The sequence below is a fragment of the Pseudomonas sp. AN3A02 genome (genome assembly GCF_011765255.1).
GTDB lineage: Bacteria > Pseudomonadota > Gammaproteobacteria > Pseudomonadales > Pseudomonadaceae > Aquipseudomonas.
This window is the reverse complement of record NZ_JAARNI010000005.1, coordinates 63356-90319: the sequence shown is the minus strand read 5'-3', so window position 1 is coordinate 90319 and position 26964 is coordinate 63356. Positions and strand designations below refer to the sequence as shown.

General features: G+C 60.2%; 25 protein-coding genes. 18 read left to right on the top strand and 7 right to left on the bottom strand.

Translation table 11 applies throughout. The features are described from left to right. Nucleotides 1-159 precede the first annotated feature (159 nt). Together HBJ59_RS19770 and HBJ59_RS19765 are read right to left on the bottom strand one after the other, a co-directional pair. On the bottom strand, nucleotides 160-1377 hold the full coding sequence (locus HBJ59_RS19770; RefSeq protein WP_167664507.1) for a transporter associated domain-containing protein: 1218 nt from the start codon (nucleotides 1375-1377) through the stop codon (nucleotides 160-162). A 12-nt stretch (nucleotides 1378-1389) separates the two neighbouring features. Further along, nucleotides 1390-2202: an inner membrane protein YpjD gene (locus HBJ59_RS19765; RefSeq protein WP_076017511.1), complete on the bottom strand. Its 813-nt coding sequence runs from the start codon at nucleotides 2200-2202 to the stop codon at nucleotides 1390-1392. A 234-nt stretch (nucleotides 2203-2436) separates the two neighbouring features. Between HBJ59_RS19765 and ffh the strand changes: the two genes are divergently transcribed. From ffh to HBJ59_RS19705, 12 genes are all read left to right on the top strand, one after another. Continuing rightward, nucleotides 2437-3813: a signal recognition particle protein gene (gene ffh / locus HBJ59_RS19760; protein ID WP_003209589.1), complete on the top strand. Its 1377-nt coding sequence runs from the start codon at nucleotides 2437-2439 to the stop codon at nucleotides 3811-3813. A gap of 250 nt (nucleotides 3814-4063) precedes the next feature. Further along, nucleotides 4064-4315 (top strand): 30S ribosomal protein S16, encoded by a 252-nt coding sequence (gene rpsP / locus HBJ59_RS19755; RefSeq protein WP_003209587.1) that lies wholly within the window; start codon nucleotides 4064-4066, stop codon nucleotides 4313-4315. A 5-nt stretch (nucleotides 4316-4320) separates the two neighbouring features. Beyond that, on the top strand, nucleotides 4321-4857 hold the full coding sequence (gene rimM, locus HBJ59_RS19750) for a ribosome maturation factor RimM (protein WP_049711676.1): 537 nt from the start codon (nucleotides 4321-4323) through the stop codon (nucleotides 4855-4857). Between the two features lie 43 nt (nucleotides 4858-4900). Next, the gene (gene trmD / locus HBJ59_RS19745) at nucleotides 4901-5611 is read left to right on the top strand and encodes a tRNA (guanosine(37)-N1)-methyltransferase TrmD (RefSeq protein ID WP_256670863.1); all 711 of its coding nucleotides are present in this window, start codon (nucleotides 4901-4903) and stop codon (nucleotides 5609-5611) included. 45 nt (nucleotides 5612-5656) lie between these two features. Then, nucleotides 5657-6007 carry a 50S ribosomal protein L19 gene (gene rplS / locus HBJ59_RS19740; RefSeq protein WP_003175895.1) on the top strand — a complete coding sequence of 117 codons (351 nt, stop codon included), beginning with the start codon at nucleotides 5657-5659 and terminating at the stop codon, nucleotides 6005-6007. 84 nt (nucleotides 6008-6091) lie between these two features. Then, nucleotides 6092-6505 (top strand): acyl-CoA thioesterase, encoded by a 414-nt coding sequence (locus HBJ59_RS19735; protein ID WP_063032965.1) that lies wholly within the window; start codon nucleotides 6092-6094, stop codon nucleotides 6503-6505. Nucleotides 6506-6742: 237 nt separating this feature from the next. Then, nucleotides 6743-7639 (top strand): site-specific tyrosine recombinase XerD, encoded by an 897-nt coding sequence (gene xerD, locus HBJ59_RS19730; RefSeq protein WP_167664505.1) that lies wholly within the window; start codon nucleotides 6743-6745, stop codon nucleotides 7637-7639. A 154-nt stretch (nucleotides 7640-7793) separates the two neighbouring features. Further along, on the top strand, nucleotides 7794-8525 hold the full coding sequence (gene dsbC / locus HBJ59_RS19725) for a bifunctional protein-disulfide isomerase/oxidoreductase DsbC (protein WP_063032964.1): 732 nt from the start codon (nucleotides 7794-7796) through the stop codon (nucleotides 8523-8525). Nucleotides 8526-8651: 126 nt separating this feature from the next. Further along, entirely contained in the window at nucleotides 8652-9956 is a 1305-nt protein-coding gene (locus HBJ59_RS19720; RefSeq protein ID WP_003209580.1) for a homoserine dehydrogenase, read from the top strand. A 67-nt stretch (nucleotides 9957-10023) separates the two neighbouring features. Then, nucleotides 10024-11433 (top strand): threonine synthase, encoded by a 1410-nt coding sequence (gene thrC, locus HBJ59_RS19715; RefSeq protein WP_167664504.1) that lies wholly within the window; start codon nucleotides 10024-10026, stop codon nucleotides 11431-11433. Between the two features lie 109 nt (nucleotides 11434-11542). Next, entirely contained in the window at nucleotides 11543-15124 is a 3582-nt protein-coding gene (locus HBJ59_RS19710) for a transporter substrate-binding domain-containing protein (RefSeq protein ID WP_167664503.1), read from the top strand. Between the two features lie 72 nt (nucleotides 15125-15196). After that, nucleotides 15197-16441 carry an EAL domain-containing protein gene (locus HBJ59_RS19705; RefSeq protein ID WP_167664502.1) on the top strand — a complete coding sequence of 415 codons (1245 nt, stop codon included), beginning with the start codon at nucleotides 15197-15199 and terminating at the stop codon, nucleotides 16439-16441. On the opposite strand, the gene HBJ59_RS19700 is transcribed toward HBJ59_RS19705, so the two are convergent. Next, on the bottom strand, nucleotides 16410-17063 hold the full coding sequence (locus HBJ59_RS19700) for a response regulator transcription factor (protein WP_167664501.1): 654 nt from the start codon (nucleotides 17061-17063) through the stop codon (nucleotides 16410-16412). The genes HBJ59_RS19705 and HBJ59_RS19700 overlap by 32 nt on opposite strands. A 154-nt stretch (nucleotides 17064-17217) precedes the next feature. Further along, complete coding sequence (locus HBJ59_RS19695; protein WP_076017508.1) at nucleotides 17218-17418, bottom strand: hypothetical protein; 201 nt, start codon at nucleotides 17416-17418, stop codon at nucleotides 17218-17220. 303 nt (nucleotides 17419-17721) lie between these two features. Here HBJ59_RS19695 and HBJ59_RS19690 point away from each other — a divergent pair, with 303 nt between their 5' ends. Then, the gene (locus tag HBJ59_RS19690; protein ID WP_076017507.1) at nucleotides 17722-18006 is read left to right on the top strand and encodes a DUF3509 domain-containing protein; all 285 of its coding nucleotides are present in this window, start codon (nucleotides 17722-17724) and stop codon (nucleotides 18004-18006) included. A 171-nt stretch (nucleotides 18007-18177) separates the two neighbouring features. Here the strand turns inward: HBJ59_RS19690 and HBJ59_RS19685 are convergent, their stop codons facing one another. Next, complete coding sequence (locus HBJ59_RS19685; protein WP_167664500.1) at nucleotides 18178-19056, bottom strand: TIGR02285 family protein; 879 nt, start codon at nucleotides 19054-19056, stop codon at nucleotides 18178-18180. Beyond that, a complete protein-coding gene (locus HBJ59_RS19680; protein ID WP_076017505.1) occupies nucleotides 19056-20255 on the bottom strand; it encodes a CaiB/BaiF CoA-transferase family protein in 1200 nt (399 codons plus the stop codon). The genes HBJ59_RS19685 and HBJ59_RS19680 overlap by 1 nt, the downstream gene beginning before the upstream one ends. Nucleotides 20256-20400: 145 nt before the next feature. Here HBJ59_RS19680 and HBJ59_RS19675 point away from each other — a divergent pair, with 145 nt between their 5' ends. The 5 genes from HBJ59_RS19675 (at nucleotide 20401) to HBJ59_RS19655 (ending at nucleotide 25060) form a co-directional block, all read left to right on the top strand. Further along, nucleotides 20401-20943, top strand: coding sequence for a YaeQ family protein (locus HBJ59_RS19675; protein WP_003209567.1), 543 nt, complete (start codon nucleotides 20401-20403; stop codon nucleotides 20941-20943). Between the two features lie 189 nt (nucleotides 20944-21132). Further along, nucleotides 21133-22842 (top strand): single-stranded-DNA-specific exonuclease RecJ, encoded by a 1710-nt coding sequence (recJ, locus tag HBJ59_RS19670; RefSeq protein WP_167664499.1) that lies wholly within the window; start codon nucleotides 21133-21135, stop codon nucleotides 22840-22842. A gap of 151 nt (nucleotides 22843-22993) precedes the next feature. Then, the gene (locus HBJ59_RS19665; RefSeq protein ID WP_076017503.1) at nucleotides 22994-24100 is read left to right on the top strand and encodes an NADH:flavin oxidoreductase/NADH oxidase; all 1107 of its coding nucleotides are present in this window, start codon (nucleotides 22994-22996) and stop codon (nucleotides 24098-24100) included. A gap of 81 nt (nucleotides 24101-24181) precedes the next feature. Then, nucleotides 24182-24673 carry an ATP-binding protein gene (locus HBJ59_RS19660; protein WP_167664498.1) on the top strand — a complete coding sequence of 164 codons (492 nt, stop codon included), beginning with the start codon at nucleotides 24182-24184 and terminating at the stop codon, nucleotides 24671-24673. A gap of 201 nt (nucleotides 24674-24874) precedes the next feature. After that, nucleotides 24875-25060, top strand: a complete 186-nt coding sequence (locus tag HBJ59_RS19655; protein ID WP_076017733.1) for a hypothetical protein — start codon at nucleotides 24875-24877, stop codon at nucleotides 25058-25060. Between the two features lie 45 nt (nucleotides 25061-25105). Here HBJ59_RS19655 and HBJ59_RS19650 read toward each other — a convergent pair whose 3' ends face one another. Continuing rightward, nucleotides 25106-26731, bottom strand: coding sequence for a glucan biosynthesis protein D (locus HBJ59_RS19650; protein WP_167664497.1), 1626 nt, complete (start codon nucleotides 26729-26731; stop codon nucleotides 25106-25108). Nucleotides 26732-26964 lie beyond the last annotated feature (233 nt).

The following is a 26964-nucleotide window of genomic DNA, read 5'->3' as shown; positions in this document are numbered from 1 at the left end:
GTGCGCAGTGCGGCTCGGGATGGGAGCAAACACCGGTCAGACACGACATCGCGGCGCCGGCCCCTGTAGGAGCGAGCTTGCTCGCGATGCTCGTTAACGATAACACGGGGAACCTGACAGCCAACGGCGCTCTCGGGTTTTTCGCGAGCAAGCTCGCTCCTACATGTGCCAGATCAGTACCTTGGCCACTCGGTTGTCTTCGGTCTCAAGGATTTCCAGGCGATAGCGGCCGATTTTCAGGCACACGGCGCAATCCGGGATGGTCTCCAGCGCTTCGGTCACCAGGCCGTTGAGGGTCTTGGGGCCGTCGCTGGGCAGGTGCCAGCCGAGGGTTTTGTTCAGGTCGCGAATCGAGGCGGCGCCGTCGATCACGTAGCGGCCATCCAGTTGTGGCTGGATGTGCGGGTTGTCGAGGTGCTGCTCGTTTTCGAACTCACCGACGATTTCTTCAAGAATGTCTTCCAGGGTCACAATGCCCAGCACTTCGCCGTACTCATCCACCACCATGCCCAGGCGGCGCTGCTGCTTGTGGAAGTTCAGCAGTTGCAGTTGCAGTGGCGTGCTTTCCGGGACGAAGTAGGGCTCGTGACAGGCGGCCAGCAGCGCTTCCTTGGTCAGGCTGGCGTCTGGCAGCAGGTGGCGGATCTGCCGGGTGTTGAGCACCGCTTCGACCTGGTTGATGTCGCTGTGGAACACCGGCAGCCGGGTACGCGTGGAAACCCGCAGCTGCTCGATGATTTCCTCTACCGAGTCATCCAGGTTGATGCCGTCCACTTCGCTGCGGGGCACCAGGATGTCGTTCACGGTGATGTTGTCCAGGGCATGGATGCCTGGCATGCCCGGTGCGCGGGTGTTGGGGATTTCGGCTTCCGGCTCGTCGTCCTGATCCGGCTGCGGCTCGTCGCTTTTCTTGACCACGCCCGGCTTGCGGGCGAACGGGCGCAGCAGCAACAGGCTGATTCCATTGAGCAGCCAAGCCAGTGGGGAAAGGATTTTCAGCGGCACGCCCAGCAACGTATTACCGAAGCCGAGGATGGTTTGTGGGTGGCGAATAGCCAGAGCACGCGGCAGATAGTCGGCCAGCACCAGCAGGACCGCACTGGAGATCACCCAGCCGAGCCACGGGCCGTTTTCCGCCCAGGCGTAGATCGCCAGCAGTGTGCAGAGAATCACCACCACGGCGCGGCACAGGGTGTTGCAGAGGATCAGGCTGTTGCGCGGGAAATTCAGGCGGGCGGCGGCTTTGTCACCCTGGCGGGTGCCAGGGCGCAGTGCCAGCAAATGTTGCTGGGCGGCTTCGATGGCGGTAAACAGCGCCGACCATAAAACCAGCAAGGCTACTACGGCAAGCATCGGCCCTAAGGGCAAGTTGTCCATGTCGGCTGCCCGTCAGATATGCAGGATGTATTCGCGAACCAGCTTGCTGCCGAAATAGGCCAGCATCAGCAGGCAGAAACCGGCCAGGGTCCAGCGGATCGCCTTGTGCCCGCGCCAGCCGAGGCGGTTGCGGCCCCACAGCAGCACGCTGAACACCACCCAGGCCAGGCACGCCAGCAGGGTCTTGTGCACCAGGTGCTGGGCGAACAGGTTCTCGACGAACAGCCAGCCGGAGATCAGCGACAGCGACAGCAGCGTCCAGCCGGCCCAGAGGAAGCCGAACAGCAGGCTTTCCATGGTTTGCAGCGGCGGGAAGTTCTTGATCAGCCCGGAAGGGTGCTTGTGCTTGAGCTGGTGGTCTTGCAACAGCAGCAGCAAGGCCTGGAACACCGCGATGGTGAACATGCCGTAGGCGAGGATCGACAGCAGGATGTGGGCGAGGATGCCCGGCTCTTCATCAATGACCTGCACGGTGCCGGTCGGCGTGAATTGCGCCAGCAGCACCGTCAGCATCCCGAGCGGGAACAGCAGCACCAGCAGGTTCTCCACCGGGATCCGGTAGCAGGCCATCAGGGTCAGCGCGATCACCGCGGCGGCAATCAGACTGGCGGCGCTGAAAAAATCCAGGCCCAGGCCGACCGGTGTCATCAAATGCGTGAACAGGCTGGCTGCGTGGGCCAGCAGGGCGATCACGCCAAGGCCTACCAACAGGCGTTTGTCGGCCTTGGCGCCTTGGGCCAGACGAGTGCCCTGATAGAGGGTCGCAGCGGCATACAAGATGGCGGCGGCGAGGCTGGGTAGCAAACTGGGTGACAAAGGGAGCATAAATCCTGTTAAGCAGGCCCGAAAGGCGCTGAGTTTGGCATACACCTGCGTAACACGAAAGACTCTCAGGCCAGACAGCGGGTGTGCATGGCGGCAGTCTTCGCTATAATCCGCGACCTGCCCACGCCGCAGGCTCGCCGAGCGCTGTTTTTAATAGCGATTTACCACAGCCTGGGCCGCCATTACCTCGGTCTACCAATGCATTTCGATGAATAGGGCCTGAAAGGATCGCGCATGTTTGAAAATCTGACTGACCGTCTCTCGCAGACGCTGCGCCATGTCACCGGCAAGGCCAAGCTGACCGAGGACAATATTAAAGACACCCTGCGTGAAGTGCGCATGGCGTTGCTGGAAGCCGACGTCGCCTTGCCGGTGGTGAAGGACTTCGTCAACTCGGTCAAAGAGCGCGCGGTCGGCACCGAAGTGTCCCGCAGCCTGACCCCGGGCCAGGCGTTTGTGAAGATCGTCCAGGCCGAACTCGAAAGCCTGATGGGCGCGGCCAACGAAGATTTGAACCTCAGCGCCGTGCCGCCAGCCGTTGTGCTGATGGCTGGCCTGCAAGGTGCGGGTAAAACCACCACGGCCGGCAAACTGGCGCGCTTCCTTAAAGAGCGCAAGAAGAAGTCGGTGATGGTGGTGTCTGCGGACGTTTACCGTCCGGCCGCCATTAAACAGCTGGAAATGCTCGCGGGCGAAGTCGGTGTGACCTTCTTCCCGTCCGACCTGAGCCAGAAGCCGGTCGATATTGCCCAGGCTGCTATTAAAGAAGCCAAGCTGAAATTCATCGACGTGGTCATCGTCGATACCGCCGGTCGCCTGCACATCGATGAAGAGATGATGGGCGAGATCAAGGCGCTGCATGCCGCGATCAACCCGGTAGAGACCCTGTTCGTGGTCGACGCCATGACCGGCCAGGATGCGGCCAACACCGCCAAGGCCTTTGGTGACGCGCTGCCGCTGACCGGTGTGATCCTGACCAAGGTCGACGGCGACGCCCGTGGCGGTGCCGCCTTGTCGGTGCGTGCGATTACCGGCAAGCCGATCAAGTTCATCGGTATGGGCGAGAAGAGCGAAGCGCTCGAGCCGTTCCACCCTGAGCGGATCGCCTCGCGTATCCTCGGCATGGGCGATGTGCTCAGCCTGATCGAGCAAGCGGAAGCGACCCTCGACAAGGACAAAGCCGACAAGCTGGCTAAAAAGCTGAAGAAGGGCAAGGGCTTCGACCTCGAAGACTTCCGCGACCAGCTGCAACAGATGAAGAACATGGGCGGCCTTGGCGGCCTGATGGATAAGCTGCCGAACATCGGCGGCGTGAACCTGGCGCAAATGGGCAATGCCCAGGGCGCGGCAGAGAAGCAATTCAAGCAGATGGAAGCCATCATCAATTCCATGACCCCGGCCGAGCGCCGCGACCCTGAGCTGATCAGCGGTTCGCGCAAGCGTCGGATCGCCATGGGTTCCGGCACTCAGGTGCAGGACATCGGTCGCTTGATCAAGCAGCACAAGCAGATGCAGAAGATGATGAAGAAATTCTCTGCAAAAGGCGGAATGGCCAAGATGATGCGCGGCATGGGCGGTATGTTGCCCGGCGGTGGCATGCCAAAGATGTAAAGAATTCGAGCAAAAGCCTGCTTTTGCTCCGACCCACATGGATGTGGGATCTCCAGCAAACCCGCCGTTGGCGGGAGCTGACTTGCCGTTTTAACCGACGGCTCTATAGCAGATCTGAATGGCACGCTGATAGGCGCCAGAAAAAGACATTTGCAAAAGTCCGGATATTCCTTAGAATATGCGGCCTTTCGGGCACCTATGCCCGCTGTGCATTTAGATTTGCAGCACCGACTACAGGAACGATGTTCACATGCTAACAATCCGTCTTGCCCTTGGCGGCTCCAAAAAGCGCCCGTTTTACCACTTGACCGTAACTGACAGCCGCAACCCACGTGACGGCTCTCACAAGGAACAAGTTGGCTTCTTCAACCCGATCGCTCGTGGTCAAGAAGTCCGTCTGTCCGTGAACCAAGAGCGCGTAGCCTACTGGCTGAGCGTTGGTGCACAACCTTCTGAGCGCGTTGCTCAGTTGTTGAAGGATGCATCTAAGGCTGCGGCCTGAGCAATATGAACGCGACGCCAGCGGTTGCTGATGATTTGATCGTTATCGGCAAGATTTATTCTGTTCATGGCGTTCGCGGCGAAGTGAAGGTGTATTCCTTTACTGATCCGACTGAAAACCTGTTGCAGTACAAGACCTGGACGCTCAAGCGCGAAGGTAGTGTGAAACAGGTAGAGCTGGTCAGTGGACGCGGGAGCGACAAGTTCCTGGTCGCAAAGCTCAAGGGTCTTGATGATCGTGAAGAAGCTCGTCTTCTGGCCGGTTATGAGATCTGCGTGCCGCGCAACCTGTTCCCTGAATTGACCGACGGCGAGTACTACTGGTACCAGCTGGAAGGTCTGAAGGTAATTGATCAACTCGGGCAATTGTTCGGGAAAATCGATCATCTTCTGGAAACCGGCGCCAATGATGTAATGGTGGTCAAGCCTTGCGCTGGTAGCCTGGATGATCGTGAACGCCTGTTGCCCTATACAGAGCAATGCGTGTTGGCCATCGACCTGGCAGCGGGCGAGATGAAGGTGGAATGGGACGCGGACTTCTAACGTGGCTAACCTGCGCGTTGAAGTGATCAGTTTGTTTCCCGAGATGTTTTCCGCCATCAGCGAGTACGGCATCACCAGTCGGGCGGTGAAACAGGGGCTCTTGCAGCTCACCTGTTGGAACCCGCGAGACTACACGACGGATCGACATCACACTGTGGACGATCGCCCATTTGGCGGTGGCCCGGGCATGGTGATGAAGATCAAGCCCCTGGAAGATGCGTTGGTTCAGGCCAAGGCAGTCGCCGGGGAGAAGGCGAAGGTAATTTACCTGTCCCCTCAAGGCCGTCAGCTGAATCAGTCGGCGGTACGCGAGTTGGCGAATCTGGAAGCATTAATCCTGATTGCCGGTCGCTATGAAGGCATTGACGAGCGGTTTATTGAAGCTCATGTCGATGAAGAGTGGTCGATTGGGGACTATGTCCTGTCTGGCGGCGAGCTGCCGGCGATGGTCCTGATAGATGCGGTTACACGACTGCTGCCTGGAGCTTTAGGGCATGCGGACTCCGCGGAGGAAGATTCCTTCACGGATGGTTTGCTGGATTGCCCGCACTACACCCGACCGGAGGTGTATGCGGATCAGCGTGTTCCCGACGTATTGCTAAGTGGCAATCACGCACACATCCGGCGTTGGCGTTTACAGCAGTCCCTCGGGCGGACCTATGAACGACGCGCCGATCTTCTGGAAAGCCGCTCGCTTTCTGGAGAAGAGAAGAAGCTGCTCGAGGAATACATCCTCGGGCGGGACGATAGTTAACAACGTATCGATGGTAGGTCCGACGACTTACCTTAGGAGCACAGCATGACTAACAAAATCATCCTTGCACTCGAAGCAGAGCAGATGACCAAAGAGATCCCTACCTTTGCCCCGGGCGACACCATTGTCGTTCAGGTGAAAGTGAAGGAAGGCGACCGTTCGCGTCTGCAAGCGTTCGAAGGCGTGGTAATTGCCAAGCGTAACCGTGGTGTGAACAGTGCTTTCACTGTTCGTAAAATCTCCAACGGTGTTGGCGTAGAGCGTACTTTCCAGACCTACAGCCCGCAAATCGACAGCATGGCCGTTAAACGTCGCGGTGACGTACGTAAAGCCAAGCTGTACTACCTGCGTGACCTGTCCGGTAAAGCAGCTCGCATCAAGGAAAAACTGGCTTAAGTCCAGCTTCCCGATGCAGAAAAAAGCAGCCTACGGGCTGCTTTTTTGTTGCCTGAAATTTGTCTTTTTCCCCGGTATCTATTCATGACTACCCGCCTCGAAGAAATTCAGCGTCGTACTGACCTTTCCGTTACCCATGTGACCAAAGCCGTTTTCCCACCGACTACCAACCACCACAACACGCTGTTCGGCGGTACCGCACTGGCATGGATGGACGAAGTGTCGTTCATTACGGCGACGCGTTTCTGCCGCTTGCCGCTTGTGACGGTCTCCACCGACCGTATCGACTTCAATCACGCGATACCGGCGGGCTCCATCGTTGAACTGATCGGTCGCGTGATCAAGGTGGGTAACACCAGCCTCAAGGTCCAGGTGGAAGTATTTGTCGAAAGCATGAGCGCTGACGGACGAGAAAAGGCCATCCAGGGTGTGTTCAGTTTTGTCGCGATTGATACTGACAAACGACCGGTGCCCGTGCTGCCAGGGTTTGCCGACTGATCCTGAATCGAGTCGCTTTTGTGGCGAGGGAGCTTGCTCCCGTTGCGCTGCGCAGCGGCCCTGAAACCTGCAATAGAAGTCTTTGTGTTGGACCTCAATGGTCAATCAGGGCCGCTTCGCGCCCCAGCGGGAGCAAGCTCCCTCGCCACAGATTATTTGCCCGCCTTCATTGATGTGTAGATGCCTGTGCTGCGATAGGATCTACCCGACACCGCCACTTTCCCAGCCTGAGCCCTCATGCCCGCCATCGACCACCCCCAGATCGACCGCTTCCTCGATGCCCTATGGCTGGAAAAAGGCCTGTCAGACAACACCCGCCAGGCTTACCGCAGTGACCTAGCATTGTTCAACGGCTGGCTGCTGGAGAAAAACCTCGAGCTGCTCAACGCCGGTCGCGAGCTGATCCTCGACCATTTGTCCTGGCGCCTGGAGCAAAACTACAAACCTCGCTCTACCGCACGTTTTCTTTCCGGCGTACGTGGCTTTTATCGCTATCTGCTGCGGGAAAAGCTGATCGCTGTCGACCCCACCCTGCAAATCGACATGCCACAGTTGGGCCGGCCATTGCCCAAATCCCTGTCGGAAGCCGACGTCGAGGCCTTGCTGGCCGCCCCCGACCTGAGCGAAGCCATCGGTCAGCGCGACCGCGCCATGCTGGAAGTGCTGTATGCCTGCGGCCTGCGCGTCACCGAGCTGATCAGCCTGACCCTGGAGCAGGTCAACCTGCGCCAGGGCGTATTGCGCGTGATGGGCAAGGGCAGCAAGGAGCGCCTGGTGCCCATGGGCGAAGAGGCGATTGTGTGGATCGAGCGCTACATGCGCGATGCCCGTAGCGAGTTGCTCAACGGTCGGCCCAGCGATGTACTGTTTCCCAGCCTGCGCGGTGAGCAGATGACCCGCCAGACCTTCTGGCATCGCATCAAGCACCAGGCCAAGGTCGCGGGGATCGGCAAGTCGCTGTCGCCCCACACCCTGCGTCACGCCTTCGCCACGCATTTGCTCAACCACGGCGCGGATTTGCGCGTGGTTCAAATGCTCCTGGGCCACAGCGACTTATCCACCACCCAGATCTACACCCACGTGGCCCGGGCGCGTTTGCAGGAGATGCACGCCAAGCACCATCCCCGCGGATGAAAATCACCTCGGAAAAAGCCCAATTTCCCCGCGACTGGCTGCCCTGCGGCCCAACTGTGGTAGGCTTTGCCGGTTCGCAAAGGGGACGGCCCAAACCCGTGTTTGAAGATCGGTGTTCCTGCTCCCGTCCCTGCATCTGCCTTCAGGAGTTCCCATGCGCTTGACCCAGATTTTCGCCATCGCAGCCATTGCGTTGGTCTCCACCTTTGCCGTCGCCGATGACGCCGCAGAAAAGACAATCCGCAAGAGCCTGGAAGCCCTCCAGCTCGACACTCCGATTGAAAGCATCAGCGCCAGTCCGATGGCCGGCCTGTATGAAGTCAAGCTCAAGGGCAGCCGCGTGCTGTACGCCAGCGCCGATGGCCAGTACATCGTCCAGGGCTACCTGTTCCAGTTGAAAGACGGCAAGCCGGTGAACCTCACCGAGAAAGCCGAGCGCCTGGGCGTGTCCAAGCTGATCAACGGCATTCCGGTGGCTGAAACCGTGGTTTACCCGGCCATTGGCGAAACCAAGACCCACATCACCGTATTCACCGACACCACCTGCCCGTACTGCCACAAGCTGCACGCCGAAGTGCCTGAGCTGAACAAGCTCGGCGTTGAAGTGCGCTACGTGGCGTTCCCGCGCCAGGGCTTGGGTTCGCCGGGTGACGAGCAGTTGCAAGCTGTCTGGTGTTCGGCCGACAAGAAAGCCGCCATGGACAAGATGGTCGATGGCAAGGAAATCAAGGCTGCCAAGTGCGCCAACCCGGTTTCCAAGCAGTTCGCCCTCGGCCAGTCGATTGGTGTGAGCGGCACGCCGGCCATCGTTTTGGCTGACGGCCAGGTGATTCCGGGCTACCAGCCGGCGCCGCAAGTTGCCAAACTGGCACTCAACGCAAAGTAAGCAAAATCGTCGAGCCTTGACGATCATGACTCGCCGACCGTTCGGCGGGTCATTAATAGAGAGCCGCAGTTGTGCGGCTGTTTTCACGGCCGACCTTGAGTCGGCCGTTTCATGGGGAGTTCTTCAGTGAAACCGGTCAAAGTAGGCATCTGTGGGTTAGGGACCGTCGGTGGCGGCACCTTCAACGTACTTCAGCGTAACGCTGAAGAAATTTCCCGCCGTGCAGGGCGTGGGATTGAAGTGGCACAAATTGCCACGCGTACGCCAAAGCCTCAGTTCCAAACGACCGGTATTGCGATTACCAACGATGTCTTCGAAGTCGCCACCAACCCTGAAATCGATATCGTCATCGAACTGGTGGGCGGCTACACCGTGGCCCGCGAACTGGTGCTCAAGGCCATCGAAAACGGCAAGCACGTAGTCACCGCCAACAAGGCGCTGATCGCCGTGCACGGTAACGAAATCTTCGCCAAGGCCCGCGAGAAGGGCGTGATCGTGGCGTTCGAAGCTGCCGTGGCCGGTGGTATCCCGGTGATCAAGGCGATCCGTGAAGGCCTGTCCGCCAACCGCATCAACTGGGTGGCCGGCATCATCAACGGCACCGGTAACTTCATCCTCACCGAAATGCGCGAGAAGGGCCGTACCTTCGAAGACGTGCTCGCCGAAGCCCAGGCCCTGGGTTACGCCGAAGCCGATCCGACCTTCGACGTCGAAGGCATCGACGCTGCCCACAAGCTGACGATCCTGGCGTCCATCGCCTTTGGTATCCCGCTGCAGTTCGACAAGGCCTACACCGAAGGCATCACCAAGCTGACCACCGCCGACGTGAACTACGCCGAAGCCCTGGGCTACCGCATCAAGCACCTCGGTGTGGCGCGCAGCACCCCGGCCGGTATCGAGCTGCGTGTGCACCCGACGCTGATCCCGGCCGACCGCCTGATCGCCAACGTCAATGGCGTGATGAACGCCGTGATGGTCAACGGTGACGCCGCCGGTTCCACCCTGTTCTACGGCGCCGGTGCCGGCATGGAACCGACGGCTTCGTCGGTAATCGCCGACCTGGTGGACGTGGTGCGTGCCATGACCAGCGACCCGGAAAACCGCGTACCGCACCTGGCCTTCCAGCCGGACTCGCTGTCGGCCCATCCGATCCTGCCGATCGAGGCCTGCGAAAGTGCCTACTACCTGCGCATCCAGGCCAAGGATCACCCGGGCGTGCTCGCTCAGGTGGCCAGCATCCTGTCGGAGCGCGGCATCAACATTGAATCGATCATGCAGAAGGAAGTCGAAGAACAAGACGGCCTGGTGCCCATGATCCTGCTGACCCACCGCGTGCTGGAACAGCACATCAACGATGCCATCGCCGCGCTTGAAGCGTTGCAGGGCGTGGTTGGGCCAGTGGTGCGGATCCGCGTCGAACACCTGAACTAATCGTTTTGCGGCAAGGGCCCCACGCGTTCGGCGGCCCTTGTTCAAGCATGCTCTAGAGGAGCCAGTCATGCGTTATATCAGCACCCGCGGCCAGGCACCGGCCCTGAATTTTGAAGACGTCCTGCTGGCCGGTCTGGCCACCGACGGCGGCCTGTACGTGCCGGAAAACCTGCCACGCTTTACCCAGGAAGAAATCGCTTCCTGGGCCGGCCTGCCTTACCACGAGCTGGCGTTCCGGGTCATGCGCCCGTTCGTCACCGGCAGCATTCCGGACGTCGACTTCAAAAAGATTCTGGAAGAGACGTACGGCGTGTTTTCCCACAGCGCCATCGCCCCGTTGCGCCAATTGAACGGTAACGAGTGGGTCCTGGAACTGTTCCACGGCCCGACCCTGGCGTTCAAGGATTTCGCCCTGCAACTGCTGGGTCGCCTGCTGGACTACGTGTTGGAAAAACGCGGTGAGCGCGTGGTGATCATCGGCGCCACTTCCGGTGATACCGGCTCGGCGGCGATCGAAGGCTGCAAGCACTGCGAAAACGTCGACATCTTCATCCTGCATCCGCACAACCGCGTGTCGGAAGTGCAGCGTCGGCAGATGACTACGATCTTCGGCGAGAACATCCACAACATCGCCATCGAAGGCAACTTCGATGACTGCCAGGAAATGGTCAAGGCCAGCTTTGCCGACCAGAGCTTCCTCAAGGGCACGCGCCTGGTGGCGGTGAACTCGATCAACTGGGCGCGGATCATGGCCCAGATCGTCTACTACTTCCATGCGTCCCTGCAGTTGGGCGGCCCGGCGCGTTCGGTGTCGTTCTCGGTGCCAACCGGCAACTTCGGCGACATCTTCGCCGGTTACCTGGCGCGCAACATGGGCCTGCCGATCAACCAGTTGATCGTCGCCACCAACCGCAACGACATCCTGCACCGCTTCATGAGCGGCAACCAGTACGTCAAGGAAACCCTGCACGCCACGCTGTCGCCGTCGATGGACATCATGGTGTCGTCGAACTTCGAACGCCTGCTGTTCGACATGCACGGTCGCAACGGCGCGGCCCTGGCTGGCCTGATGGACAGCTTCAAGCAAGGTGGCGGTTTCAGCGTCGAGCAAGAGCGCTGGACTGAAACCCGCAAGCTGTTCGACTCCCTGGCCGTGGACGATGCACAAACCTGCGAGACCATTGCCGAAGTCTACGCCCAGACCGGCGAGCTGCTGGACCCGCACACCGCCATTGGCGTCAAGGCCGCGCGCGAATGCCGTCGCAGCCTGGACATCCCGATGGTGATTCTCGGCACCGCGCACCCGGTCAAATTCCCGGAAGCGGTGGAGAAGGCCGGTGTTGGCAAAGCGCTGGAATTGCCACCGCACCTCACCGACCTGTTTGAACGCGAAGAGCGTTGCACGGTGTTGGCCAATGACCTGAAAGCGGTGCAGGCGTTTGTCAGCCAGCATGGCAATCGCGGCAAGCCACTCTGAGCCAACGGCTTTACGTGGTAGCTCAAGCCCGTCTTCGTGACGGGCTTTTTCATTCTGGCGAGCCATACTTGCGCGGCGACCAACAAGAATAATCAAGGAAACCCAACTGGTGTATGTATCGACCCGCGCGTGTGTGTGGCTGACAGGTGTGCTGTTGCTTGTGCAGGGTTCGGCAAGCCTCGCGGCTGTCAGCCTGCCGTTCAAGCTGGTGCCGGCGTTCATTGCCCTGGAGCCCATGGCCCTGACGGCCAGCGAGCAGCAATGGCTGGCGGCACATCGGCCGTTGAAAGTGGGCATCTCGATTGATGACTATCAGCCGATTGATATCACCCGCGACCGCAATCGCTACCAGGGCATCAGCGCCGATTACCTGAGCCTGATCGGCGCGCGCCTGAATGCACCGATGCAAGTACTGGGTTTCGCCGAACGGGCGCAGGCGGTGGAAGCCTTGCGTAACGGCACCATCGATATTCTTACCAGTGCCAACGGTTATGAGCGCGACGTCTCGGGGCTGCACTTTACCGAAGACTACATGCCGGACCGTTCGGTGGTGGTTGTGCGCCGGGATGACACTACCCAGAACGAAGACCTCAACGACAAGAAGCTGGTGTTGCTGGACGGCTACGCCAACGTCAAGAACGTCCATCAGGCATATCCCGGCAGCCACATCATGCTGGCGCCGAATCTCTACAGCGGCCTGGAAGCGCTGAAACAAGGCGATGCCGATGCGTTTATCGGCAACGAAGTGATTGTGCGCGCCTACAAGTCTTTGCGGCCTTACCTGGGCTTGCAGATCAAGGTGGAAAGCCGCCTGGCGCCCATTGGTTTTGCCTTTGCCACACGGGAGGCCGACCCGCTGCTGGGGACGATGATGGACCAGGCGCTGGCGAGTATCGATGACTCCGTGCGCCGGGAAATCCTCGCGCGCTGGACCACCGGGCTGGGCGTCGGCATTGCCGCCGAGCGCATCGCCTTGTCGGCCCGGGAGCGGGCCTGGGTGCTCCAGCATCCCCATGTGGTGGTGGCGTCACAGCAGCTGTCACCTTACGTATTCAAGGACAAGGACGGCCAATGGGTGGGGCTGAATGTGGACTTGCTCAACCGCGTTTCACGCATGACCGGCCTGCAGTTCGTCATGGAGGACGTGTCTTCCACGGCGCAAACCCTGGCGTTGCTGGAAACGGGCAGGGCGGACATGAACACCACCCTGGCCGAGAATCAGGAGCGCAAGGCATTCCTCAATTTCAGCCATGGTTTTGGGGGTTCCGGCTGGGTGTTTATCCAACGCGTGGATGCACCGCCAGTGGCCAGTTTGAGCGAGCTGTCAGGCAAGGTCCTGGCGCTGCCGGCACGCCATGTCCTGGAGGGATACATTCGTCGCGAGCACCCCGAGATCAAGCTGCAATCGGTGGATAACTACGCACAGGCCCGTCAGCTGGTAACGCAGGGCCGCGCGGCGGCGACTATCCAGAGTGAAGTGGAAGTGCAGAGTTACCCGGCCGATGAATTGCGCATCGGTCGCAGTGTCGAGGGCAAGTGGTCGGCCAACAGCCTCTCGGTGCGCAAGGATCAACCCGAGCTGCTGAGCATTTTGAACAAAGCGTTGGAGGCCCTGCCGGTCGCGGAGTTGAGTGCCCTGCGTTTGCGTTGGCTGGGTACCGTGCCAGTCCCGGTGCCCGCCTGGCAACGTGTGCCACCGTGGGCGTATTGGACGGTCGCGATGGCGCTGTTGTTTGTGCTGGTGTCCCTGGCCTGGAACAGCCGGCTCAAGCGCCAGATTCGCCAACGCTTGCAGGCCGAGCAGCGGCTCAACGACCAGTTGGCATTCAAGCGCGCGTTACTGGATGGCATGCCCAACCCGGTATTTGTGCGTGATCTGGAAGGACGCCTGGTGACCTGCAACACCAGTTACGAACAGCAGTTGGCCACCAAGCGTGAGCATATTAAGGGCCTGACGCTGATGGAAAGCGGCCTGATGCCTGACGCAACGGCCGCGCGCCTGCACGCCGGCCATATGGAACAGTTGGCAACCCAACAGTCGCTGTTCGTCGACCGGCAACTGGAGTTCAAGGGCGGGGCCTTTCATGTCTATCAGTGGACGGTGCCGTTCTTTGACGCCAAGGGCCAATTGCAAGGGTTGCTCGGTGGCTGGATTGACATCAACGAGCGCAAGGTCCTGGAAAACCAACTGATGGACGCACGCCAGGCCGCTGACGAAGCGAACTACGCGAAAAGCGCCTTTCTCTCGACCCTGAGCCACGAGATTCGTACACCAATGACGGCGATCATCGGTCTGCTTGAGCTGGAGCAGGAGCGTGCCCTGGCCGAAGGCAAGCCGGTATCCGAAGCGTTGCGGGTGGCCCATCGCTCGGCACTCGAGTTAATTGCCCTGATGGGGGACAGCCTGGACCTGGCGAAGATTGAAGCCGGTCATCTGCAACTGGCACCGCAGACCACTGACTTGAAAGCTTTCTTTGAGGGCATACAACGGCTGTTTGAGGCCATGGCGCAGAAAAAGGGCCTGCACTTGACCCTCGCTTTTGATCCGGCGGCGCAAGGGCACTACTGGTTCGACCCGCTGCGCCTGCGCCAGGTTATCCATAACCTGCTGGGCAATGCGCTCAAATTCACCCGGCGCGGCGAGGTTCGGGTCAGTGTCGCGCGCAAGCTTGACCAGGCGGGTGCCGAATACGTGCACATCTGCGTGGAGGACAGCGGCCCGGGTATTGGCATCGAGCAGCAGGCGCGGGTGTTCAAGCCGTTTATTCAGGTCAGCGCGCTGACGGCTGCCGAGCACGGTGGTACGGGGCTGGGCTTGAGCATCTGCCAGCAACTGGTGGAGTTGATGGGCGGCAGTATCACCTTGAGCAGTGTTGTGGGGCAGGGCACGGTGGTGTGCATCGAGCTGTACCTGGACCGGGTCAGCAGCGACGACGTGCCTGCGGCACCTGCCGTGTCGTTGCCCGTCGCCGGTCGCAGCCTGTCGGTGCTGGTGGTGGATGACCTACCGGCCAATCGTCTGGTACTGGTTCAGCAGTTACAGTTCCTTGGCCATCAGGTGGTGGCCGTCGACTCGGCCGAGGCTGCCTTGCAGCATTGGCGCAACGAGGTGTTTGATCTGTTGGTCACCGACTGCAACATGCCGGGCATGTCTGGCTACGCCTTGAGCGAGGCCATCCGCCGGCTTGAAGCCCAGGAGCAACGGCCACGCCTGGCGCTGGTGGGTTGCACGGCGAATGCCCAGGATGACGAACAACAGCGCTGCCGGGAGGCTGGAATGGATGAATTGCTGGTCAAGCCCGTGACCCTTGAACACTGGACGCGCGTGCTTGCCCGGGTGGCGCCTTCGCGTTCTTTCAGTATCGAGACTCTGCGCACCATGACCCAGGCCGACGGACCGGTTTTGCAGCAGATGTTGCAGGAGCTGGCGAGGAGTCTTGAGCAGGAACAAAGCGTGATGACCGCCGGCATGGCGGACCACGATCAGGCCCGGCTGGTCGCCTCGTTGCACCGCCTGAAGGGCATATGCTGCCTGGTGGATGCGTTGCCGCTGGCCAAGGCCTGCGTGGCGCTGGAAGGTTGTATTCGGGAGCAGCGCAACGCTGAGATTGAAAGGCATTGGTTAGCGCTGCGCGAAGCATTGATCGAGTTTCGGTGCGAGCTTGATGCCTGTCTGGATCGGTCCGAATAAGACATGTCCTATGGGGAAGGTGCGGGGTTTTGACTAGTCTGTGCACCCTCGCTTCTCCCCGGTAAAGTTTTCATGCGTTCCCTTAAAGTCCTGATCCTCGAAGACAACCCGTTCCAACTGATGGCCCTGCATCAGATGCTCAATGCCAACGGCGTATTCAATGTGCGCACTGCCGAAACGGTTGACGCCGCTCGGCAGTCACTGGAGAGCAAGGGCGCGGTGGACATTGCGATTTGCGATCTTTACCTGGAGCAGGGCGATGGCCTGGAGCTGATCCGCGAACTGGCTGAACGTCGCCAGGCTCAGGTGTTGATCTTGTTGAGCAACGCCGAGCCTGAGGTGTTGGAGGGCGTGGCGAACATGGCGCGGCAGTTGGGGCTCAACGTGCTCGGCTGCTTGCCCAAGCCCGCGTCGGCAAAGCTGATCGGGCAAGTCCTGGCGGCGTGCCAGGAACGCCTGCGGCCCGGGCCGGCGGCGATGTCCTGGGAGCGGGTGCGCCAGTTGCTGGGTTTGAGCGAAATCGAGCTATTGCCACCTTCAGCGGATCTGAGCCAGGCCGTTATCGCACGCTGTGGCACGGTCTGGTATCAGCCCATCGTCAGCCAGGCCGGTGCGTTGCAAGGTGTTGAGGCGCTGGCGCGTTGGCAGCGTCCTGAAGGTGAACTGCTGTTGCCTGACGAGTTTCTACCGGTGCTGGAGTTTGCCGGAATGGAAGAGGCGTTTACCTGGCACGTATTGGAGCAAGCGCTGGGCCTGGCGGCACACGTCATGCGCGAGACCGGCCAGGTGCTGCCGGTGGCGGTGAATATCCCGGGGCGAATGCTGGAGCGCGCGCATTTCCCCCAGGTGCTGCAAGGTTTGCTGCAACTCCACGGAATACCTGCTCATAGCCTGACCCTGGAACTGGTGGAAACCTCGCGCTTGAACACCGACAGCGCCCACGTCACCGGCTTGCTGCGTTTGCGGATGATGGGGTGCAAGCTGTCCATTGGTGATTTCGGCGTGGGCGGCACCAGCCTGCAACGCTTGCTGGAATTGCCCTTCAGCGAATTGAAGATCCCGCCGGCGTTTGCCAGCGGCATGGCCAAGGACGATCGCAAGGCGGCAGTGGTTGCCGGTGCCATGAGTATGGCCGGGCGCCTGGGCGTCGGAGTGGTGGTGACCGGGGTTGAAAGTGCCGCCGATTATCACGCGGTGAGTGAGCTGGGGGCTGCGTGGTTGCAGGGCTGCTTTATCGCCCGGCCCATGGATGTCGAGGCACTGAAACAGTGGATCGCGTCTCAGGCTAGGCCAGTCCGTGTTCCTGCACATAGATAAACAGCGCGGCGTCGTTGCTCAGGCCCAGCTTGCGCATGGCGCTGACTTTTTGCGCGCTGACGGTTTGCTTGCTGCGATGAAGATTCGCGGCGATCTCGCCTACCGTCAAGCCGCCGGCCAACAGGCGGATGACTTCCAGTTCACGGGGTGACAGTTGATCCTGGGAGTGCACGCGCTCGACGCCTGCCAGGTTCAGTGACTGACTGATGGTCTGGGCCACATAACGTCGCTGCTGACGCACCTGGCGGATCGCTTCAGGCAATTCGTCCGCGAGACTGGCCTTGCTCAGCAGGCCCATGACGCCCAGTTCCAGGATGGCGTGGAACAGGCCAGCGTTGTTCAGCATGGTCACCACCACGATGGGCAGGCCCGGGTGATGCCGGCGCAGTTGTTCGATCAGGCGCAAGCCGTCGGCCTGGGGCTCGGCGGGCATCATGAAGTCGGTGACCAGTACGTCACAGGAGCAGTGTTGCAGTAGCTCGGCAAGGGCTTGGGGGGAATTGGCCTCACCGACGATGGTCAGCCGCTCGTCACGTTCCAGCACCGCCCGCAAACCGATGAGGAAAATCGGATGGTCGTCGGCGAGGACGATGCGCAATGGCTTTTCAGACGCTTCTTTCAATACAGGCTCCCCAGGGTAATTTGGGGATTCTAGCCTGTTAACGCAGGAGAGGTTCTGAAGGTGCGGTTTACAAAGACGTAAAAAAAAACGCCGCGTTCCCGTCCTTGGGTGAGCGGCGTTTTTCGTTTCTGGCAGACCCGGCCGGAGCGATCGTTTATGCGAGTAGTTTTTGCGCGACTGCCATTACTGTTCCGACAGCCGTGAAGAAGCCGATGGCGATACCTACGGGATACCAGAAATTCTCTCGGGTTATCTTGTGGGATTCTGCGTTGAGCTTGCGTTGCTCGGCATAAATTCTTGATATGTCGGCGTGAATCTTCTCTAGTACAGCCTGCTCTTTTTCGTGTTCCAGCATGGTCTTTATCCTTCGCAACGGGGGCCTTTTGGTATGCGCAGTTTATCGGTGTGGCAGCATGATCAGCACTCACCGAGTAATGGATTCACTCTCGGCATCAGCGCCAAAACGGCGACCCATTAAGTAAGCAGTTATGTGCTGCCGTTTTTTGGTTGTCATGTTGCAAGCGCATGCTGGACACGTCATCCCCCGGCAACCCTTGCAAGACGAAAAAGCGAACTTTCCTACGACACAAATAGTCACTTAGGATAGATGCAGCTCCCGTTTACACGATTGTTCCCGAACTATTGAGTGGTGATCGAGATGGAAAGTATCAGCCTATTGCTCGGTGAAGCACTGAGCCCTTATCAGGTCACGCTGACCACCTCGGGTGTGCAGGGCGAATGCCTGGTAACCGTAAAGAATCCGGCCGGTGCCATCGTGGTCGAACGTGAAGTCGACCAGGCGCAATTGACCGACAAGCGTGCATTGGTCGACGTGGTGGATTGTTTGCACCGCGACTTGATGATTGCCGAAGGACGCCTGGAGCCCTCGGTCATGGCGGCTCTGCGCAACGCGGCCCTGACTCGGCCGAGCGCCTGTGCATGAAGATTTATTTTTGTTTGGAACCTTCCTACGGTAACGCGAGTCAGACTTTGTAACAGCGAGACCAAGCATTGTGCTCCGGTGCTTGTGGCTCGTTGTTACTGGTCTTTTTAGGCCCTTATTAACCCCGAGCTGTCTCCCCACTGCTCGGGGTTTCTTTTTGCCCGCGATTTGTCAGGGCCTCGGGGCATCCTGGAAAAACGTCGGGTTGTCTTTCAGGTATTGCTCACGCATGACCGGGTCGAGCCATGAAGCGTAGGACTGTCGCAGTTGCTCCTGCGGGATTTCGCGCAGCACCTGATTGATCCGCTCGATGGCTACGCGCCCTGCTGCAGTATCCGTGCAGCCGACATGGGTCAGTTGAGAGGGCGGGGTGCCCTTGATGGGATAAAAGATCAGGTCCTGGGGATCAATGCCCTGTTGCAGCGCCTGATAGCGAACTTCTGTCCAGTAACCCAGCACCGCCTCCAGGCGCCCTCTGCGTTGCATCTGTAGCAGGCTGCCGAGGGCGTCATTGCCGTAGTGCGGTGCCAACTTATGCGTACTGGCCTGCTTCAGTGCTTCATCGATAATGGCGCCATAGCTGCGCTCAGCGATGATGCCGAGGCGCGCCTCCTGCGCATTCAAAAACGCCTCCAGGTCAAACATTCCATCCACCACAAACGGCGCCAGCGCTGCCCGCTGATTTTGGCGGATCGTCACCCCGTTGCTCAACGTCGCAAAGGCCTGGACGGAAAAAACAACGGTTTTTGCGCGTTCTGCCGTCCACAGCAGAGACGGGTCGCATGTGAGAGTGGCGGGGTCGCGGAGCATCTGCATGGCGCGTGCACGGTTTACGTGGAGGATTTGGTGTCGATATTCCGGCATGTGCTCGGCAAGTATCGGCAGCAGTTGGTCGAGGGCGCCCTGGCCTTTTTGCGGGCCTTCGAAAATCGTCACTGGCGGCAGGTCACGCAGCAGCCAGATCAAGGTGTCCTGTGCCTGGCTCGACAGCGGCCACGCCCCGAGCAGTGAACCCAGCAGGCACAGGCGAATGATGAAGCGCCGGGCCATCAGATCGCGCCATCCTCACGCAGGCGCGTAATGGCAGCCGCGTCGTAGCCCAATTCATTGAGCACCACGGCGTTGTGCTCACCCAACTGTGGTCCGACCCACTCACAACTACCCGGTGTGTCCGACAGTTTGGGCACGATGCCGGGCATCTTGAAGTCCTTGCCGCCTGGGAGCTGGGCCTTGAGGAACATTTCGCGGGCGAGAAACTGTGGGTCTCCCAACATGTCTTCAGCGCTGTAGATACGGCTGGCGGGCACTTCGGCCTTGTTCAGCTGTTCCACCACTTGCTCCAGCGGCAGTGAATTGACCCAGCGATCAATCACGCCATACAACTCATCGCGCCGACTGTCGCGGCCATCGTTGCTGGCCAGGGCCGGATCGTTGGCCAGGTCGTCCCGACCAATGGCCAACATGAACCGCTTGAAGATCGCATCGCCATTGGCGCCGATCTGCACATGCTTGCCATCCTGGGTGGTGTGGATCGAGGAGGGCGTGATGCCCGGCATGATGTTGCCGGTGCGTTCGCGGATAAAGCCAAATACGTCGAACTCTGGGATCATGCTTTCCATCATCGCGAAGATCGCTTCATACAGCGCCACATCCACGACCTGGCCGAGCCCGCCATTCACTTCGCGATGACGCAGGGCCATCAGTGCCCCGATCACCGCCCACAACGCCGCAATTGAGTCGCCGATGGAAATCCCGGTGCGCACCGGCGGGCGGTCCTCGAAACCGGTGATGTAGCGCAGGCCGCCCATCGACTCGCCCACCGCGCCAAACCCTGGCTGGTCCTTCATCGGCCCGGTCTGGCCGAAGCCCGAGAGGCGCACCATCACCAGTTTCGGGTTCAGGGCGTGCAGGGTTTCCCAGCTCAGGCCGAGCTTTTCCAGCACGCCAGGGCGAAAGTTCTCGATCAAAATGTCGGCGTCCGCCAACAGCTGCTTGAGGATCGCCAATCCGTCCGGGTGTTTCAGGTTCAGGGTTAGGGATTTCTTGTTGCGGGCCTGCACAAACCACCACAGCGAGGTGCCTTCATACAGCTTGCGCCACTTGCGCAGCGGGTCGCCGCCATCCGGGGATTCGACCTTGATCACCTCGGCGCCGAACTCGGCACAGATGCGGGACGCAAACGGGCCGGCGATCAAGGTGCCAAGTTCGATGACTTTCAGGCCGGCAAGTGGTTTGGCGGTAAACGACATGAGGAACCTTTCGGGCAGGGCAGGGATGTGAGCCTTTTAACATAGGCGAGTCGCGCAGTGATAAGGATGATGCAGCGCAGGATTCGTTGAATCAGCTCGCCATCGGTTAGACTTGCCGCCTTTCCCTGTCTCTAGAAGTCCGTTCATGGCCCAGCCGTCCACGACCTACAAGTTTGAACTCAACCTCACCGACCTTGATCGTTCGGTGTACGAGAGCGTCAAGCAGACCATCGCCCGCCACCCTTCGGAAACCGAAGAGCGCATGACCGTGCGTTTGCTGGCCTACGCACTTTTCTACAACGAACAGTTGTCTTTTGGTCGTGGCCTGTCAGATGTAGACGAACCAGCGCTGTGGGAAAAAAGCCTGGATGATCGCGTCCTGCACTGGATCGAAGTCGGCCAGCCGGATGCGGACCGCCTGACCTGGTGTTCCCGCCGTACCGAACGCACCACCTTGCTGGCCTATGGCAGCTTGCGCGTCTGGGAAGGCAAAGTGGTGCCGGTGGCGAAAAACCTGAAAAACGTGAGCATCGCCGCCGTACCCCAGGAAATCCTGGAAGTGCTGGCCAAGGACATGCCCCGGGTGATCAAGTGGGACGTGATGATCAGCGAAGGCACGATCTTCGTGACCGATGATCGTGGCCAGCACGAAGTCCAGCTGGAATGGCTGGCTGGCGAGCGCGGCTGAAACGTCGACAGGTCGAATGTGGGAGCTGTCGAGCTGTCGAGCTGTCGAGCTGTAGCGCGGCTGCGATGCAGACGCTGCGGTCTGACAGGTACACCGAGGTGATCCTATCGCAGCCTCGCTGGGGCTCGACAGCTCCTACAAGGGATCACCGCTAATTTTCAACATTAAAAGAGAAGCTTCCGTCACCCCATGCGTATCGATCCTCGCCCGTTGCCTGCCGTCCTGCCATTCCTCGGTGAATTGCCACCGCTGTTGACCCGTCTCTACGCCGCACGCGGGGTGCAATCGGAAGCCGAGCTGGATAAAAGCCTGGCGCGGCTGATTCCCTATCAGGAGCTCAAGGGCATCGATGCCGCAGTGGACCTGCTGGTGACGGCCCTGGAACAGCGCCAGCGGATCCTGATCGTGGGTGACTTCGACGCTGATGGCGCCACCGCCAGCACCGTGGGCACCCTGGGCCTGCGCTTGTTGGGTGCCGCCCATGTCGACTACCTGGTACCCAACCGTTTTGAGTACGGCTACGGCCTGACCCCGGAAATCGTCGCCGTGGCCTTGCAGCGCGAGCCACAGCTGCTGATCACCGTGGACAACGGCATCTCCAGCGTCGAAGGCGTGGCGGCGGCGAAAGCGGCGGGGCTCAAGGTGTTGGTCACCGACCACCACTTGCCGGGCGACGAACTGCCGGCGGCGGATGCGATCGTCAATCCGAACCAGCCGGGCTGTGAATTCCCCAGCAAGGCCCTGGCCGGTGTGGGCGTGATCTTCTACGTGCTGATGGCCCTGCGCGCGCGTTTGCGCAGCCTTGGCTGGTACGAGAACAAGCCGCAGCCGAACATCGGCGAACTGCTGGACCTGGTAGCCCTGGGTAGCGTGGCCGATGTGGTCCCGCTGGACGCCAACAATCGCATCCTGGTCTATCAAGGCCTGGAACGCATTCGTGCCGGTCGTGCCCGCCCGGGGATCAAGGCGATCCTCGAAGTGGCCAAGCGCGATCACGCGCGTATCACGTCCACCGACCTCGGGTTTATCCTTGGTCCGCGGCTGAACGCCGCCGGTCGCCTGGATGACATGAGCCTGGGCATCGAATGCCTGCTGACCACGGATTTCGCCGCTGCCCGGGAAATGGCCGCGCAACTGGACGGCATGAACCAGGACCGTAAATCCATCGAACAAGGCATGCAGCGCGAGGCCCTGGCCCAGCTCAAGGACTTGCCGGTGGAGTCGATGCCGTATGGCTTGTGCCTGTTCGACCCGGAATGGCACCAGGGCGTGATCGGCATCCTCGCCTCGCGGATGAAAGAGCGTTACTTCCGCCCGACCATCGCCTTTGCCGATGCCGGTGACGGTCTGCTCAAGGGCTCCGGGCGTTCCGTACCGGGCTTTCATATCCGTGACGCGCTGGCCGTGGTGGCCAGCCAGCATCCGACGCTAATCGCCAAGTACGGCGGTCACGCCATGGCGGCAGGTCTTACCTTGCCCGAGGCCAACTTCCCACTGTTCGCCGAGGCCTTTGACGCCGAAGTGCGCCGGCAACTGCGTGAAGAAGACCTGACTGGCCGGCTGTTGTCCGACGGCACCCTGGCGGTTGAAGAGTTTCACCTGGAACTGGCCCGCGCCCTGCGCAATGCCGGGCCGTGGGGCCAGCATTTCCCCGAGCCGTTGTTTCACGGGGTGTTCCAGTTGGTGGAGCAGCGCGTCGTCGGCGAGCGCCATCTGAAAGTGGTGCTCAAGAGCGAATGCGGTTCGGTGAAGCTCGATGGCATTGCCTTCGGCATCGACCGCGAGATCTGGCCCAACCCGACCATTCGCTGGGTGGAACTGGCCTACAAGCTCGACGTGAACGAGTTCCGTGGCCAGGAAACCGTGCAACTGATGATTGCCCATATCGAGCCACGCTGAACCCTGTGCAATCCTCTGTTGTCGACTAGTCTCTAAGCACTGTGTGATCGGTCTTGTGACCTTGTCTTATTTCAGCCCGCCGGGGACGGGTTTTTCGTCGACCTTTCAAACAGAACCCTGGAGCCTGCCCACTGCATAAAAGAGGTGCCCCATGAGTCTGCTGCTTGAACCCTATACCCTGCGCCAACTGACCCTGCTCAACCGCATCGCCGTGTCACCGATGTGCCAGTATTCCAGCGTCGATGGCCTGGCCAATGACTGGCACCTGGTGCACCTCGGCAGCCGTGCCGTTGGTGGCGCCGGGTTGATCTTTACCGAAGCCACCGCCGTTACCGCCGATGGTCGCATCACCGCCCAGGACCTGGGCCTGTGGAACGACGAACAGATCGAACCCTTGCAACGCATCACGCGCTTCATCAACGCCCAGGGCGCGGTGGCGGGCATTCAACTGGCCCACGCCGGGCGCAAGGCCAGCACGCACCGGCCATGGATCGGCAAGCACGGCAGCGTCAAGCCGGAAGACGGCGGTTGGGTGCCGGTGGGGCCATCGCCGATTGCCTTCGATCCGCAGCACACCTCACCCAAGCAACTGGACGAAGGGCAGATCCAGCAAGTGATCGCTGATTTTGTGGCTGCCGCCAAACGTGCGTTGACCGCCGGTTTCAAAGTGGCGGAAATCCACGCAGCCCATGGCTACCTGCTGCATCAGTTTCTTTCGCCCCTGAGCAACCAGCGTCAGGACCAGTACGGCGGCTCGTTCGAAAACCGCATCCGCCTGGTGCTGCAAGTGACCACGGCGGTGCGTGAAGCCTGGCCGCAAGAGCTGCCGCTGTTTGTGCGAGTGTCGGCCACCGATTGGGTCGAGGACGGCTGGAACCCGGATGAAACCGTCGAACTGGCGCGCCGCCTGAAAGACCTGGGCGTCGACCTGATCGACGTCTCCTCCGGTGGTACTGCGGCCAATGCGGAAATTCCCACAGGCCCCGGTTACCAGACCCGCTTCGCCGAGCGTGTGCGCAAAGAGTCGGGAATTGCCACCGGCACCGTGGGCATGATTACCGAGCCCGCCCAGGCCGAGCACATCCTGCGCACCTGCCAGGCCGATGTCATCTTCCTCGCCCGCGAGCTGTTGCGTGACCCTTACTGGCCGTTGCATGCCGACGATGACCTGGGTGGCCGCAAGGCGATCTGGCCAGCGCAGTATCAGCGGGCCACACATCGCGACCAGCCGATTCATGAGTCGGATTTGCGGGATTGATCTGCATAGCAATAATGGTAAACATGAAAGCCCGCCCTTGAACCGGCGGGTTTTTTATTAGCTTCAACACCGGAGGAACCCATGTTGCACCTGATCTGCGGCAAAATAGCATCCGGCAAATCGACCCTGACCCAGCAGTTGTCCCAGTCTCCCCAGACGGTATTGATCAGCGAGGATGAGTGGCTGTCACGCCTCTATCCCGGACAGATCCAGGCCCTGGGCGACTACGTGCGCTGCACCGGCCACCTGCGCGATGCGTTGACGGCCCATATCATCTCGCTGCTCAAGGCTGGCGTTTCGGTGGTGCTGGATTTTCCCGCCAACACCCTGGCCAGCCGTCGATGGATGCGGTCTTTGTTCGAAGGCGCGGGCGCCGACCATCAATTGCATTACCTGGATGTGCCGGACGAGGTCTGCAAGGCGCGCTTGCGTGCGCGCAACGCTGCGGGCACCCACGCGTTCGAAACCAGTGATGCCCAGTTCGATTTGATCACCGGCTATTTCGAAGCGCCCCGCCTAGAAGAGGACTTCAACATTATTCGCTATGAGCCGTCGGGGAGTGACGTGGGATAACGCTGTAGGCCATTGCCCTATAAGCACTTTTTTAAGTGATTACTCTAAAAAAGTCCCACGCCCGGCAAGATAGTTTCTACGCTTACAGTGAGTCTGATTTCTGGCCCAGGAAGTCAGTCTGTTGGTCCCCGCAGGCATTGCGGGTTGCGGGACAAGGTTATGGGCAACCAGGAGCAGTTGATTGATACGAGGAGACAGTCCATGGCCAAGTCTTACAGTGTTGCAGGTTTTTTGTCGTCTTTTCTGGCCCGCAGGATGTCGCTGCGTGGCCGACGCTTGAGTTCGGACGAGGCTGAATTGCTGGAACAGTACCGCGCCCTGACCGAGAGTGATCAGGTGGCGATGCGGTACTTGATTGGGGCGATGAAGAGTATTTCGCGGTTCTGAAAGCGCCGAAGGGATGTTCCCACGCAAGCGTGGGAACGTTCGGTATCAGATGTACTTGCGCTTGTCTGGCGCAGGCGGGAAGTACTGGTACAGCCAGGTTTCGCTCAAGGTGCGGTCCTGGGTGCGAATGAACAGCCGCAGTTCAACCGGCTCGACACTGTCGCTGGTCGGGTACCAATCAAACAGGATTCGATAACCCTTGATGGCATCCAGCACCAATACGCTGAAGTCTTTGACCTCGCCATGGGAGCACGTCACCACCGGCTCGATCCCGGTGCCTTCCGGCAACCGATCCAGCCCGCCGCCGTTAAAATCCACAGCGAAACGCCGTGCCCATACTTCAGGGTAATGCTCGCCCGGTGCCCAACCTTCGGTAAAGCCGCCCATGCCCGAACGGGTGGCATTGACCTGCGCCAGTGGCGTGCTGACCGGCGGCAGGGCGCTCCAGTAGAGCTTGTAGCCGTAGTTCAGGGATTCACCGGCTGCCACGGGTTTCTTCGGGGTCCAGAAGGCCACGATGTTGTCCAGGGTTTCGCCGGTTGTAGGAATTTCCAGCAGGTCGATAGAGCCTTCGCCCCACGAGGTTGTAGGTTCTACCCACAGGCTTGGGCGCTTGCTGTACCAGTCCACGGTGTCCTGATAGCTGGCGAACTCATGGTCGGTCTGCACCAGGCCGAAGCCTTTCGGGTCTTTGTCGGCAAATGCGTTGAATTGCAGGGTGGCCGGGTTGTTCAGCGGGCGGCAGATCCACTCGCCGTTGCCGCGCCACATGGCCAGGCGATCCGAGTCGTGGATTTGCGGGTGGATGGTGTCGCACATCCGCCGCTCAACCGTGCCGCAGCTGAACATGCTGGTCATCGGCGCGATGCCCAGTTGTTCGATGGCGGTGCGCGCATTGATGTGGGCGTCGATGCCCATCACCACCTGGTTGGCCTGGCAGTCGATATCGAAGCGGTAGGCACCGGTGGCGCTCGGCGAATCCAGCAGGGCGTAGACCACGAAGCGGGTGCTATCCTTGTCCGGGGTTTCGAACCAGAACTTGGTGAAGTCCGGGAATTCCTCGCGCTTCTTCGCGTAGGTATCGATCGCCAGGCCACGTGCGGAAAGGCCGTACTGGCCGGTGGAATCCACCGCGCGGAAGTAGCTGGCGCCGAGGAAGGACAGCACGTCATGGCGGTCCAGTTCCGGGGCCTTGAACAGCTTGAAGCCGGAGAAACCCAGGTCGCCGGTCAGTTGCTTGGTGTCTACCGTGGTTTTTTCATAGTTGAACAGCGAAGGGCGGAAGTGCACCTCGCGGGCCTGGCGGGTTTTCGGGTCGACGCTGTACATGCGCACCGGCGTCTTGAAGCCCATGCCGACGTGGAAGAACTGCACGTCCAGTTGGCCGTTCAATTCTTTCCACAGCGAATGCTTGCCGTCGTAGCCGATGGCATTGAAATTCTGCGGGGTCATGGTCGCCAGGGTCGGCGGCAATACCTGCTTGGTGTCCTGGTAGCGATTGCCGGCCAGTTGCTTGGCCTGGATCTTCAGCGCCTCGAAATCGAAGGCCTGGGCCTCGCCATCAGCGGCGCGATTGCCCGCCCAGGCTTGGGCGGCCAGCAGGCCACTGGCCGATAGACCGGTGTAAGCCGCAATGGCCATGGACGCTTTGAGCAAATTCCTGCGGTGCATAAATACAACCTGTCGTGAACAATCCCGCGCCGTTCCTGGCACGTGCTGGATCAAGGAAAACGGTTCGGACATGCCTTCGGCCAAACGCAACGGACATTAAACAGATGCCAAATAGCTTAAGCGGTTCGGTGCGGAAGGAAAAATGATTGATGGCGGGTTGATGGCAGTGCATGTGAAACAAGACGTTTCTGCGGGAGCCGTGTGGCGAGGGAGCTTGCTCCCGTTGGGTCGCG